This is a genomic window from Rhodococcus sp. UYP9 (assembly GCF_040547235.1).
Lineage (GTDB): Bacteria > Actinomycetota > Actinomycetes > Mycobacteriales > Mycobacteriaceae > Rhodococcoides.
In genome coordinates this window covers 134,581-146,473 of sequence record NZ_JBEPPH010000004.1, presented here as the reverse complement: position 1 = coordinate 146,473, position 11,893 = coordinate 134,581, and the positions used below count along the sequence as shown (strand labels likewise).

Here is an 11,893-nt window from a genome sequence, read left to right as displayed (position 1 = left end):
TCTCTGTCGGTCGAAGTCATGTGGCCCCTTAGGAACGCAACTGCATCGGCCGGAGTCAGAGTACCCGGGTCCTCCGAGTTCAATCCTTGCGAGTTGCTTCATTTCCCACGCCGGTCGAATTCGGCACGATGCCGACACGGACCTGGACGCTGAACGGCGACTCTCCCGACGTAGAGCGCACGGGGGCGGCATTCCGTCTCGCGTCGATCGGCGGCTGCGGTGTGTCAGCAGGTGACGTGAGCTGTCGGTACTGGCACGATCAAGCTGTGGACTACACAGCGAAATTGGCCGAACTCGCCGAAAGATCCGGTATCTCGACGTCCTATCGGGGCTGGGATCAGGCAGAGCACGAAGTATCCGAGCAGACGCTTCAGCAGATACTCCGAGCACGAGGCATCGCCGCCGAGACCGAAGCGGACGTTGCCCAGTCCCTCGTAGATCTCGACGAGGCACCATGGCGCCGCATGGTCCCACCGGTCGTCGTGACGATCTTCGGTGAGCCGCAACACGTGGAAATCCATGTGCCCCATGGGGATCCCGTCACCGCAACGATCACGACAGAAACCGGTGAGCTGGTTCCGCTGCAACAGGTTCAGATCTGGGTCGAACCACGCGACATCGACGGCGCACCAGTCGGCCGCGCCACTTTCGACATTCCCGGCGATTTAGCTCTCGGCTGGCACACCCTGACTGCGGTGAGTACGCCTGATTCCGATCATGCAACGACGGCGCAATGCCCGATCGCGGTGACACCGAAGAGATTGTCGACCAACGATGCATTGACCCGTACGCAGCGAACGGGTCTGCTGACGCAGTTGTACTCCATTCGCTCGAACCGCTCCTGGGGCGTCGGTGACTATGCCGACCTCGCCGACCTGGCTGCCGTGGCAGGTCGAACCCATGGGTTCGACTATCTCCTCGTCAATCCGATGCATGCCCAACGGCCCGCTCCACCGGTGGAGGCATCCCCTTACCTGCCGACGACGAGGCGCTTTTTCGACCCGATGTACATCCGGGTCGAGGACATTGCAGAAACTGCGTACCTGAGCCGTGATCAATACGCCAAGGTTCGCGAGTCTGCTCGCAGTTTCGTCAAAGCGAACAAGCGCACCCGCAGCATCGACCGCGACCCATCCTTCCGCGCGAAACTCCGAGCATTGAAGCGTATCCACCGCGTCGAGCGTTCTGCGGCACGGAAGAACGACTTCGACGCGTTCGTCGCGAGGGAAGGAAAAGGTCTCGACGATTTCGCCCTGTGGTGCGCACTGGCTGAGAAATATCGACCTGATTCCCCTGTCTGGACGAGCACAGCAGCGCATCCGCACACCGACTTCGCCACCGGCCAGCGCAGGGACCTCGCCGAACGTATCGACTTCCACAAATGGTTGCAATGGATCTGCGACGAACAGCTCGACCGTGCACAGCGCGTAGCCGTTGCATCCGGAATGGACATCGGGATCATGCACGATCTGGCCGTCGGGGTACATCGACAGGGAGCCGACGCCTGGACTTTGGGAGATGCGCTGACCGCAGGCGTCACCGTCGGGGCACCACCGGACAACTTCAATCAGCAAGGCCAGAACTGGAACCAGCCCCCGTGGAACCCCGACAGACTCCGCGAACTGGGATATGCGCCGTATCGCGACATGCTGAGAACGGTGCTTCGTCATGCCGGCGGCGTACGCGTCGACCACATTCTCGGGCTCTTCCGACTCTGGTGGATTCCCGAGGGCTCCGCGACCCCAGGCGAAGGGGCATACGTCCACTACGACTACGAGGCCTTGATCGGAATCCTCGTGCTCGAGGCCGAGCGTGCCGGGGCTGTGGTCGTCGGCGAGGACTTAGGGGTGTTCGAACCACGTGTGCAGGAGTATCTGGGACAACGTGGACTCTTCGGTACCTCGATTCTGTGGTTCGAGAACGACCGTGGCGCACCGATTGCTCCGGAGAACTACCGCGCGTTGTGCCTGACGTCGGTCACCACGCATGACCTCCCGCCCACCCTCGGGTATCTGAGGGGCGAACATATCGCGCTTCGTGATCGGCTCGGACTGCTCGAACGAGATCTCGACGCCGAGATCTCGCAGGACACCGCAAGCCGGGAGGCAGTGCTCGATCTCGCCCGTGAGCGAGGTCTGCTCGCCGCAGGTGCCTCCGAGCAAGAGTCGATCGAAGCGTTGTATCGGCTCATCGTTCGGACTCCTTCGCTCCTGCTGGGAGTCACCCTCGTCGATGCAGTGGGCGAGAACAGAATTCAGAACCAGCCCGGCACCGACGAGACTCAGTACGAGAATTGGCGCGTTCCACTGGCCGACCACAACGGCAAGGCCGTCTGGGTCGACGACCTCGTCGATCATTCACGAATGCTGGCGCTGGTAGCCGCGCTGAGACGGGGATAGACCGAAGTCCGCCGCCGGGAGGGCACAATCGAGGAATGAACCATCTCGCGAAAAGTGCTTGACCGATGGGACGCATCACCACCCGCAGGCCGGTGGTTCTACTGCGCGGGCGGGTCGAGACGTCTCGCCCGGACACCCTCGTTGTAGAGGAGCCGTTGGAGATCCGTGTGAACGGCGCCGCACTGGCCGTCACCATGCGAACGCCCGGGCACGACGTGGACCTCGTTCATGGTTTCCTGCTGACGGAAGGTGTCATCACCAGCCGTGACGACATCCGGCTCGCGCGTTACTGCGACGGCGTGGACGACACCGGACAGAACACGTACAACGTGCTCGACATCGAACTGGCAGAGGGCGTCGCACCGCCTGCCCCTGGTGTAGAACGGAATTTCTACACGACTTCTTCGTGCGGTGTGTGCGGAAAAGGCTCACTCGACGCCGTCCGTTCGAAGACCAAGTACTCCCCTGCCGACGATGCCGTCCGAGTCAAGTCCGAGGTGTTGGCGCGCCTACCCGACAGTTTGCGTCAGGCTCAGAAGATCTTCGACACCACTGGTGGCTTGCACGGCGCAGCGTTGTGCGACAGCGACGGCCGTGTCCTCGTTGTTCGCGAGGACGTGGGTCGGCACAATGCCGTCGACAAAGTGCTCGGATGGGCGACCGGTGAAGGACTGATTCCCTTGCGAGGCCACATCTTGATGGTGAGCGCTCGGGCATCGTTCGAATTGGCACAAAAGGCAGTCATGGCCGGCGTCCCGATTCTTGCTGCAGTGTCGGCGCCCTCATCGCTAGCTGTCGATCTCGCGGAAGAATCCGGGCTGACCGTCGTTGGATTCCTTCGCGGCGAGAACATGAATCTGTACTCCCATACCGAGCGCATCCTGCGTTGAATTTCCACTGGCCGAGCTGAAGACGAGTCGAGCCCCGATCTATGTGATCGGGGCTCGACTTGTGAAAGTGCTAACTATGCGGACTTTTCGCGGCGCTCAGGACGCTCCGGCTTGCGTGGAACGATCGTAGGCAACACATTGTCGTTGACGGTCTCAGAAGTCACGACGACCTTTGCGACGTCGTCGCGGCTCGGAATGTCGAACATCACCGGGTTGAGCACCTCTTCGAGAATGGCGCGAAGTCCACGAGCTCCTGTCCCTCTCAGAATTGCCTGATCAGCAATAGCTTCGAGAGCGTCCTGAGTGAACTCCAACTCGACATTATCCATCTCGAATAGCCGGCTGTACTGCTTGACCAGCGCATTCTTCGGCTCAGACAGGATGGTGACGAGGGATTCCTTGTCCAGATTGGTCACCGAGGCGACCACAGGGAGACGCCCGATGAACTCGGGGATCAAGCCGAACTTGATCAGGTCCTCCGGCATGACCTCGGCAAAGTTGTCTTGGGTGTCGAGTTCGGCCTTCGACCGAACCTCGGCACCGAACCCGAGTCCGCGCTTACCGATACGGTCCGAGACGATCTTCTCGAGTCCTGCGAAAGCACCGGCAACGATGAACAACACGTTGGTTGTGTCGATCTGAATGAATTCCTGGTGTGGGTGCTTGCGACCACCCTGCGGAGGCACACTCGCCTGAGTTCCTTCGAGGATCTTCAGGAGCGCCTGCTGCACGCCTTCACCGGACACATCCCGAGTGATCGACGGATTTTCACTCTTGCGCGCGATCTTGTCGACCTCGTCGATATAGATGATGCCCGTCTCGGCTCGCTTCACGTCGTAATCCGCAGCCTGAATCAGCTTGAGGAGGATGTTCTCGACATCCTCACCCACGTAGCCGGCCTCGGTCAGCGCTGTGGCATCCGCTATTGCGAAAGGCACGTTGAGCATCTTCGCAAGTGTCTGAGCCAAATAGGTCTTGCCACATCCGGTGGGTCCGAGCATCAAAATATTGGACTTGGCCAACTCGACGGTCTCACCCCGCGAATCGCGAGTCTTGTCCCCGGCCTGAATGCGCTTGTAATGGTTGTAGACGGCCACTGCCAGCGTGCGCTTGGCAGTGTCCTGACCGATCACGTAGTTCTCGAGGAAGTCCCGAATCTCGGCCGGCTTCGGCAGGTCGTCGAGTTTGACCTCGCTCGACTCGGCGAGCTCCTCCTCGATGATCTCGTTACACAGGTCGATGCACTCGTCGCAGATGTACACCCCAGGCCCTGCGATGAGCTTCTTCACCTGCTTCTGGCTCTTACCGCAGAAGGAGCACTTCAACAGATCGCCGCCGTCACCGATGCGTGCCATATTCGAGGTTCCTACTTCCTTGTTCGCGCCCGGCCCGGTAGACACCATGACGATGTCGGTCCAGTCGTCGGCAACTTCTCGATCCACAACTCGTTCGTGCCCTGAAGCGACCGTACCCGTGTTCGACGACCATAGGTGAGAGGTTTCCGGTGATTCGCCGCCCAACTTCTTCCGACCCGAACTTCTTGCTGGTCGGCACCCGTCGAAGCGTGTGAACGTCCGCGCTACCTCGGGTTGTCGGACGTAGAAGAGCGTGGCCTACGCCCGACAACCAGAGGTCTCGCGAAGATAACTGCTTGTACTACTTCTGTGCCGACAACTTCCGGTACTCGAAGACCGTGTCGATGATCCCGTAATCCTTGGCCTGCGCGGCGGTCAGGATCTTGTCACGATCGGTGTCCTTGCGGATGACGTCGGGATCCTTGCCGGTGTGTCGGCCGAGTGTGGTCTCCATGAGACGACGCATGCGCTCGATTTCCGCAGCCTGAATCTCGAGGTCCGAGACCTGGCCCTGGATTCCACCACTCGATGGCTGGTGGATCAGCACACGTGCATTCGGCAGAGCGGCGCGCTTTCCCGGTGTACCTGCGGCGAGCAACACGGCCGCCGCCGATGCTGCCTGTCCGAGGCAGACCGTCGCCACGTCCGCGCGGACGTACTGCATGGTGTCGTAGATGGCCATCAGCGAGGTGAACGAACCACCGGGCGAGTTGATGTACATCGTGATGTCACGATCGGGATCGAGACCTTCCAACACGAGCAGCTGGGCCATGACGTCGTTGGCCGACGCGTCGTCGACCTGGACGCCGAGGAAGATGATGCGCTCCTCGAACAGCTTGTTGTACGGGTTGGATTCCTTCATGCCGTAGCTGGAGTGCTCGACGAAAGAAGGCAAGATGTACCGCGAGGACGGCATCTGATTGGGATCGAACAGGTTTGTCATCGTTTCTCCAAGATGTAAGTGATCGAGGGATCGCCGGTCCGGGCGGATCTAGTCGCCGATTCCGCCGGCCTGCCGAGCACGGCTGACGACATGATCGACGAACCCGTACTCCTTTGCCGCCTGCGCGGTGAACCAGCGGTCACGATCGGAGTCTTCGGTGATCTGCTCGACGGTCTGGCCGGTGTGCAGGGCGATCAGTTCGGCCATTTCACGCTTGGTGTGCGCGAACTGCTCGGCCATGATGGCAATGTCACTGGCGCTACCGCCGATACCGGCTGAGGGCTGGTGCATCATGATCCGGGCGTGCGGGAGTGCGTAGCGCTTTCCCTTGGCGCCTGCCGACAACAGGAACTGGCCCATGGACGCAGCCAAACCCATTCCGTAGGTAGCTACGTCGCACTCAGCGAATTCCATGGTGTCGAAGATCGCCATGCCCGCGGTGACGGAGCCACCGGGAGAGTTGATGTAAAGAGATATGTCGCGGGTGGCGTCCTCAGCGGACAGAAGGAGAATCTGAGCACACAGCTTGTTGGCGATGTCATCGTCGACCTGAGTACCGAGGAAGATGATGCGCTCGCGAAGCAGACGCTCGTACACGGAGTCGCTGAGATTAAGGCCGGAGGAGGCCGAAGTCATGACGGGACTCTGCTGACGCGAAGCCGCCGAATTCTGAACAGTCACGGTACCTGCCTTTTCCATACGATCGTTGGTTCCTGATACAGACACTAACGAAAGAAGGCGGCTCCGGAGTCCCGGAACCGCCGTCGTTCGCTGTAAGCGTTACTTGTCTTGTTCACCCTCGGCAGAATCGCCTGCTGCAGGCTCTTCCTCGTCCGCGGGACTACCGAAAAGCTCTGCGGTGTCCACGGTCGCGCCGGCCGTGTCGGTCACGTTGACACGGTCGACAACCGAGGCCAAAGCCTTGCCGCGACGTACGTCGGCGAAGATGGCGCCGAGCTGATTTGCCTGCTGCACCTGCTGGATGAACTCCTCGGGCGAGATGCCGTAGCGCTGCGCCTGAAAGATGATCCGCTCGGTGAGCTCGTCCTGACCGACCTGAGTCTGTTCTGCTTCGGCAATGGCATCGAGGAGCAACTGCGTGCGCACCGACTTCTCGGCAGCTTCCTTGACGTCCTTGTCGAACTCTTCACGGCTCGAGCCCTGTGCTTCCAACATCTCGGCAAGCTTGGCTTCGTCGTGGTCGAGTCCGTGGATGGCCTCGTGGAGCTGGGAGTCGACCTCAGCCTTGACGACGGCTTCCGGAGCCGGGATCTCGAGGGTCTCGAGAAGCGTCTCCAGTACCTTGTCGCGAATCTGGCCGGCCTGCTCGACCTTCTTCACTCGTTCGACGCGAGTCTTCAGATCGGCGATCAGCTCTTCGAGGGTGTCGAACTCGCTGGCGAGCTGTGCGAACTCGTCGTCGGCCTCGGGAAGTTCGCGCTCCTTGACGGAGACGACCTTGACCGTGACGACTGCTTCCTTGCCTGCGAACTCGCCGGCAACGAGCGTGGAAGTGAAATCCTTGGACTCATCTACCGAGACTCCGATGATGGCATCGTCCAAGCCTTCGATGAGTTGGCCGGAACCGACCTCGTGGGACAAGCCGCTGGCCGAAGCCTCTTCGACGGTTTCGCCGTCGACTGTCGCCGACAGGTCGATGGAGACGAAGTCTCCGGACTGCACGGGACGAGTCACACCGGTCAACGTGCCGAAGCGCTGACGCAGCGACAACAGCTGCTCGTCTACCGCTTCGTCAGAGATTTCGAGAGGATCGACCGTGATGTCGATGGTCGAGTAATCCGGCAGGGCGATCTCGGGACGGATGTCGACCTCGGCGGTGAAAGTGAGCTCCTCGCCGTCCTCGATCTTGGTGATCTCGATATCGGGCTGTCCGATGACCTTGATGTTCTCCGCGGAGACGGCTTCGGAGTAGCGAGTGGGAAGGGCGTCGTTGACGACCTGCTCCAACACTGCCCCTCGTCCGACTCGAGCTTCGAGCAGCTTCGCGGGAGCCTTGCCCGGGCGGAACCCCGGCAGGCGGATCTGCTGAGCGAGAGCCTTGTAGGCGCGGTCGAAATCAGGCTTGAGCTCCTCGAAGGGCACCTCAACGTTGATACGGACTCGCGTCGGGCTGAGCTGCTCGACGGTGCTCTTCACGGGACATGCTCCTTTTGGTGGTCTTACCTTGCTGTCTGGATCATCGTCTGCCTGGATCACCGTATGTCTGGTCCACCGACTAGCGGGCGACCCGGCGGTGATTCCTTGATCGAAGCCGGATCCGCATTGGATCCGGCTTCTCTTGTCGGGGTGACAGGAATTGAACCTGCGACCCTCCGCTCCCAAAGCGGATGCGCTACCAAGCTGCGCCACACCCCGTCTACTGCACAAACCTACAGGCACCATTGAACAGCAATTACATGGACCTTGGAACAGCAGGTGCAGGATCCATTGAACAGTATGCACTATTCGGGGTCGTCGACGGGCCACCGTTACTGCGTCCACAGGTAGCCGATCCAGCCAATTTGTAATCTCGAACCGAGGTTCGGTAGAGTCTCATAACGCAAGCGGCGCAGATGGCGATCCCATCGAGCCGCTCGCATGCCGATGTAGCTCAATGGTAGAGCCCCTGTCTTCCAAACAGGCTACGCGAGTTCGATTCTCGTCATCGGCTCCAGCAAGAAGCCCGGTCCTGATCTTCACGGACCGGGCTTTTTTGTGTCTACAACCTGCACAATCTCCTTTCAGATCCGTATTCCGTCGTAGAGCGCCTGCGCCACAGCACGATCGCCGACGATGTCAAGGCCATCCAACGGTCGTCGACGCCAGAGAGTGAGCATCAGATTCTGCGCTGAACCACGCAGCGCCACATCACCTTTCCGGTGTAGGCGAGACACTGCGACCTCGTCTCCGGTGAAATCGAGGAACAATTCGGCATCGGTACCGTCGTCGGTGTGTAAATGAACCGTTCGTCCTGCCACGGCAGGAACCTTCTCGACGGGAAACCTCGTGAGAAACTGCTCCGCCCACTCGACGATCGCGTCCGCAGCACCGACCGGATCCGCCGATTCGGGTTCTGGGCCCCCGCACTCGTGAATCGCATCCTGGGCGTCGAATCTGTGCACGGTCACCTCGTGTAGCTGCCTCCTGATCCAATAGTCGGCCGAAACGATCCCGGCCCACGTCGCAACTTCCTGCGTTGGATCTACCGCTCGATACGCCGCGAGCATGCGCGCGGCGGACTCTCGATAGTCATCGAGAACTTGAGGTCTACGCTCCGGCTTGGCAACGGCTCCAACAACTTTCGCCATTCCTTCGGATGCGGGTGTTTCGAGTGCAGCAACCGCCATGCGGTGCACGAAGCTGACATGGCGGATCAGCTTTTCCACGGTCCAATCGGGCATCGACAGAATCGGCAACGCAAGGTCGTCATGGGTCAGCGACGCCATGCGCTCGCACTCACGGGTCAGAAGTTCGAACTGCGGGACTGAAGTCATAGCGGCGATTGTCCCTCGCACAGGACACCTCCGCGCGGCTATCCGCCAGATAGCCGGCACTCGTCCGATTTGCCCGCACGACGACGGTGGAGATCGAGGTGGTTTCTAGCTCGCCTGACAGACCGGGCACCAGAACAGGTTTCTCGCCTGCATGACCGAATGCAGGATCTCGGTCCCACATACACGGCATGGACGCCCCGCCTGGCGATAGACGTACGAGCGCGGCCTTCTCGCGTCGTATCCGACGTCACCGTGGTCGTCTTCCGGCCGAATGGTGATGATCTTTCCGCGTCGGACACCGATGTTCATCAGGTCGACCAGGTCGAGCCACAACGCGTCCCATTCGGAATGGCCGAGGTCCTTGCCGGGACGCATCGGATTGATCTCGTGGCGAAAAAGAATCTCGGCACGATAGACATTGCCCACTCCCGCGAGGACCTTCTGATCCATGAGCAGGGTTCCGATAGGTGTGCGCGACTTCGTAATTCGCGCCCACGCACGTCCGGGGTCGGCATCTTTTCGGATGGGGTCCGGTCCGAGCCGCGCCTTGAGGGCGTCGACTTGCTGCTCGGTGTATATCTCGCATGCGGTCGGGCCGCGCAGGTCGGTCCCGTACTGCTCCCCCACCATGCGCAAGCGCACGGCCCCGACCGGATCATCCAGCGGCACGGCCTGTTCGGTGAACTTCCCGTACAGGCCGAGATGAATGTGCACGATCAAGTCGGATTCGTATCGGTGAAGAAGGTGCTTGCCCCATGCCTCGGCCCCGAGAAGAACAAGGCCGTTGATCAAGGCGGCGCCCGAGGTGAACCGTCCCTGAGGACTGCACACCTCGACCGGCGCCCCGCCGAACCGTCGTTGATGCAACCGAGCCAGTCGGTGCAGCGTGTGCCCTTCGGGCACAGTTACGCAGGCTTCACATCGCCGCCGAGGGCTTCGCCCCCGGGTACCGCCGGAGCTACTCCACTGCGCTCGTACTCGGACAAGATGTCGACGCGGCGCTGGTGACGTTCTTCACCGGAGAACGGTGTGGCGAGGAAAGCGTCGACGATCGCCAGGGCCTCGGGAAGTGTGTGCATGCGCCCACCGATACCGATGAGCTGCGCATCGTTGTGTTCGCGCGCCAGTTTCGCAGTTTCGACACTCCACGCCAATGCGCATCGTGCGCCCGGCACCTTGTTCGCTGCGATCTGCTCTCCATTACCCGAACCGCCGAGGACAAGGCCACGGCTCCCGGGATCGGCGACTACGCGGCGAGCGGCGTCGATACAGAACGCCGGGTAGTCGTCCACGGCGTCGTATTCGAACGCGCCGCAATCGACGGGATCGTGCCCGCTCGCGGTGAGATGTTCGATGATCTGATTCTTGAACTCGAGACCGGCATGGTCTGCCCCCAGGTATACGCGCATGCCTAGAGTCTGACAGGTGGGAGTGCGCGCTGGAAAAACGGTTGCCGGAGTCGACGGAGCCAAGGGCGAATGGGTCGTCGCGATTTTCGACGGAGCTGTCGTCACCTGGAGTGTCGCGGGCAGTGTCGATGCTGTTCTCGACTCGACTGCCCGATGCTCGGTGGTCGCGGTGGATATGCCGCTGTCGATGCCGGAAGAGTCGTATCGGATCAGTGAGCTCGCGGCGAAAGCATTTCTGGGCCCGGCGCGCTCGTCGATCTTCCATACGCCGGTGTCGGAGGTACTCGACGCCGAGGACTACCGCGAGGCGTGCGAAATCTCGCGTCGGATCACGGGCAAGGCGATAAGTAAACAGACTTGGCACCTGCTGCCTTCGGTGCGGGCGTGGCGGGCAGCAGAGTTCGATCCCGATCGCGTCGTGGAGGTTCATCCCGAATCTTCGTTCCGTGCGATGGCCTCGACGACTGCTTTCGCGTCGAAGAAGACCGGCCGCGGTGCAGGGCAACGAATGGCGGCCTTGTCGACCTGGATCGACCCACACAATCTTGTCGTGGGTCTCGCCGAGCTACCGCCAGGCCCCGCGCTCGACGACGCGTTGGACGCGGCTGCAGCCACGTGGTCGGCGTGGCGATACAGCCGGGGAGAACATCAGGTTTTCGGGGCTGCGACCGGCCTTGATCGCATCGTCTACTGACCCGGCCGCGTCCCGGTTGCCACTGGCGGCCGAGCCGCCAGTGGCCACGTCCGACTAATCGAACTGAGGATCCTCGTTACGGGATCTCTTGAGCTCGAAGAAGTGCGGGTACGAAGCGAAGATCACCGAAGCGTCCCACAGCTTGCCTGCCTCTTCTCCGCGCGGAATTCGTGAGAGGACCGGCCCGAAGAATGCGACACCGTTGACGTGGATGGTGGGCGTGCCGACGTCGGGCCCCACCTTGTCCATTCCAGCGTGATGGCTGGTGCGTAGGTCGTCGTCGTAGTCGGTACTGTCCGCCGCAGTAGCCAACTCCGCAGGCAGTCCGAGCTCCGCGAGAGACTGCTCGATGACCTCGGGAAAGTTCTTGTTGCCCTCGTTGTGAATCCGTGTACCCATCGCGGTGTAAAGGGGCAAGAGAATCTGATCGCCCTCGGCGCGAGCTGCTGCAATCGCAACGCGAACAGGGGCCCATGCCGTCTTCATCATCTCGGCGTAATCGTCGGGCAGGTCCCTGCCCTCGTTGAGAACTGCCAGGCTCATCACGTGGAAATTGGCGTCGATATCGCGGACCTTCTCGACCTCGAGAATCCACCGCGAGGTGATCCAGCACCACGGGCACAGTGGGTCGAACCAGAAATCTGCGGTGTCCTTCTGAGCACTATCGGTCACGTGACGCTCCTTCGAATGTTCGATTCACGAGTTGCCT

At 61.1% G+C, this 11,893-nt stretch carries 11 protein-coding genes and 2 tRNA genes; 4 read left to right on the top strand and 9 right to left on the bottom strand.

The genetic code is table 11. From position 1 onward, the window contains the following. Positions 1–266 precede the first annotated feature (266 nt). Complete coding sequence (gene malQ, locus ABIB36_RS13450) at positions 267–2,399, top strand: 4-alpha-glucanotransferase (protein ID WP_354561943.1); 2,133 nt, start codon at positions 267–269, stop codon at positions 2,397–2,399. Between the two features lie 65 nt (positions 2,400–2,464). Beyond that, positions 2,465–3,289, top strand: a complete 825-nt coding sequence (fdhD, locus tag ABIB36_RS13445; RefSeq protein ID WP_354561775.1) for a formate dehydrogenase accessory sulfurtransferase FdhD — start codon at positions 2,465–2,467, stop codon at positions 3,287–3,289. 74 nt (positions 3,290–3,363) lie between these two features. Here the strand turns inward: fdhD and clpX are convergent, their stop codons facing one another. From clpX to ABIB36_RS13420, 5 genes are all read right to left on the bottom strand, one after another. Continuing rightward, complete coding sequence (gene clpX, locus ABIB36_RS13440) at positions 3,364–4,644, bottom strand: ATP-dependent Clp protease ATP-binding subunit ClpX (RefSeq protein ID WP_084344834.1); 1,281 nt, start codon at positions 4,642–4,644, stop codon at positions 3,364–3,366. A gap of 301 nt (positions 4,645–4,945) precedes the next feature. After that, entirely contained in the window at positions 4,946–5,587 is a 642-nt protein-coding gene (locus ABIB36_RS13435) for an ATP-dependent Clp protease proteolytic subunit (protein WP_084344656.1), read from the bottom strand. Between the two features lie 48 nt (positions 5,588–5,635). Then, positions 5,636–6,286 (bottom strand): ATP-dependent Clp protease proteolytic subunit, encoded by a 651-nt coding sequence (locus ABIB36_RS13430; protein WP_084344654.1) that lies wholly within the window; start codon positions 6,284–6,286, stop codon positions 5,636–5,638. Between the two features lie 81 nt (positions 6,287–6,367). Next, on the bottom strand, positions 6,368–7,744 hold the full coding sequence (gene tig, locus ABIB36_RS13425) for a trigger factor (RefSeq protein WP_179142123.1): 1,377 nt from the start codon (positions 7,742–7,744) through the stop codon (positions 6,368–6,370). 145 nt (positions 7,745–7,889) lie between these two features. Further along, positions 7,890–7,963, bottom strand: a tRNA-Pro gene (locus tag ABIB36_RS13420). Between the two features lie 224 nt (positions 7,964–8,187). On the opposite strand from ABIB36_RS13420, the gene ABIB36_RS13415 reads away from it, so the two are divergent. Beyond that, positions 8,188–8,261: transfer RNA gene (locus ABIB36_RS13415), tRNA-Gly, on the top strand. Between the two features lie 67 nt (positions 8,262–8,328). On the opposite strand, the gene ABIB36_RS13410 is transcribed toward ABIB36_RS13415, so the two are convergent. From ABIB36_RS13410 to ABIB36_RS13400, 3 genes are all read right to left on the bottom strand, one after another. Further along, a complete protein-coding gene (locus ABIB36_RS13410; RefSeq protein ID WP_354561771.1) occupies positions 8,329–9,081 on the bottom strand; it encodes a maleylpyruvate isomerase N-terminal domain-containing protein in 753 nt (250 codons plus the stop codon). Between the two features lie 105 nt (positions 9,082–9,186). Then, a complete protein-coding gene (locus ABIB36_RS13405) occupies positions 9,187–9,984 on the bottom strand; it encodes an Fpg/Nei family DNA glycosylase (protein WP_084344648.1) in 798 nt (265 codons plus the stop codon). Between the two features lie 2 nt (positions 9,985–9,986). Beyond that, complete coding sequence (locus ABIB36_RS13400) at positions 9,987–10,490, bottom strand: ribose-5-phosphate isomerase (protein ID WP_084344646.1); 504 nt, start codon at positions 10,488–10,490, stop codon at positions 9,987–9,989. Positions 10,491–10,506: 16 nt separating this feature from the next. Between ABIB36_RS13400 and ABIB36_RS13395 the strand changes: the two genes are divergently transcribed. Then, entirely contained in the window at positions 10,507–11,184 is a 678-nt protein-coding gene (locus ABIB36_RS13395; protein WP_256895197.1) for a DUF429 domain-containing protein, read from the top strand. Positions 11,185–11,238: 54 nt separating this feature from the next. Here the strand turns inward: ABIB36_RS13395 and ABIB36_RS13390 are convergent, their stop codons facing one another. Then, positions 11,239–11,856: a mycothiol-dependent nitroreductase Rv2466c family protein gene (locus tag ABIB36_RS13390; protein WP_143541975.1), complete on the bottom strand. Its 618-nt coding sequence runs from the start codon at positions 11,854–11,856 to the stop codon at positions 11,239–11,241. Positions 11,857–11,893: the final 37 nt, after the last annotated feature.

Excerpts from the sequence above, each read along its gene's own strand:
- fdhD (WP_354561775.1), top strand. The coding sequence starts at position 2,465 with ATGGGACGCATCACCACCCGCAGGCCGGTGGTTCTACTGCGCGGGCGG.
- clpX (WP_084344834.1), bottom strand. The coding sequence starts at position 4,644 with ATGGCACGCATCGGTGACGGCGGCGATCTGTTGAAGTGCTCCTTCTGC.
- ABIB36_RS13435 (WP_084344656.1), bottom strand. The coding sequence starts at position 5,587 with ATGACAAACCTGTTCGATCCCAATCAGATGCCGTCCTCGCGGTACATC.
- ABIB36_RS13430 (WP_084344654.1), bottom strand. The coding sequence starts at position 6,286 with ATGGAAAAGGCAGGTACCGTGACTGTTCAGAATTCGGCGGCTTCGCGT.
- ABIB36_RS13410 (WP_354561771.1), bottom strand. The coding sequence starts at position 9,081 with ATGACTTCAGTCCCGCAGTTCGAACTTCTGACCCGTGAGTGCGAGCGC.
- ABIB36_RS13400 (WP_084344646.1), bottom strand. The coding sequence starts at position 10,490 with ATGCGCGTATACCTGGGGGCAGACCATGCCGGTCTCGAGTTCAAGAAT.